This is a genomic window from 'Chrysanthemum coronarium' phytoplasma (assembly GCF_000744065.1).
In the GTDB taxonomy this organism is placed as follows: Bacteria; Bacillota_I; Bacilli_A; order Acholeplasmatales; family Acholeplasmataceae; genus Phytoplasma; species Phytoplasma asteris.
In genome coordinates, this window is sequence record NZ_BBIY01000160.1 from 1 (window position 1) to 565 (window position 565).

The 565-nt window shown below is 22.7% G+C and carries 1 protein-coding gene; it reads right to left on the bottom strand.

Going from position 1 to position 565, the window contains the following annotated elements:
• Positions 1-10 precede the first annotated feature (10 nt).
• Positions 11-166, bottom strand: coding sequence for a hypothetical protein (locus tag OYV_RS05475; RefSeq protein WP_236620298.1), 156 nt, complete (start codon positions 164-166; stop codon positions 11-13).
• Positions 167-565: the final 399 nt, after the last annotated feature.

Genomic DNA, 565 nt, shown 5'->3' on the forward strand with positions numbered 1-565 from the left:
TTTTTTTGCATCACTTTTCTTTTATTTTTGGCTTTTTGTAAATGAGGATTTTTTTGATAGTTTGTGTGTTGTTGTTTTGGTTAGTTTTGGGAGTTGCTTTTGGGCTGGGTTTGGGTGTTTCTTTTATTTCTTCATTTTCTTCAATTTCTGTTATTTGTGGATACAATGTTTTTTTCCCTTTTTGATTAGGATTATCTAAATTGTTTTCTTTTGCTTCTGGAGCTTGTTCTTCGATTTTTTCATTTTGGTTTTTTGGTAAATCTTGTAAATCATTATAATTAAAATTTTTAGAGGATAAAGAAGTATTTTTAATAGAATTTTGTGAAGCTTCTAAAGCAAAAAAGTTATTTTTCCATCCTAACCAACCAAATATTATTAAAAGTATAGAAAAGATTATTATTAAAATAATTATGTTTTTTAAAAGATGGTATTTTCACTTATATTTTTTTCCAACATTTCTATTTTATTTTTTATAAATTTATAAATATAAAATAAAAAAGAGGCTATAAACCTCTTTGATATTTTTTAATTATGATTGAGTATTTCTTTTTTTAAAAATAACAAC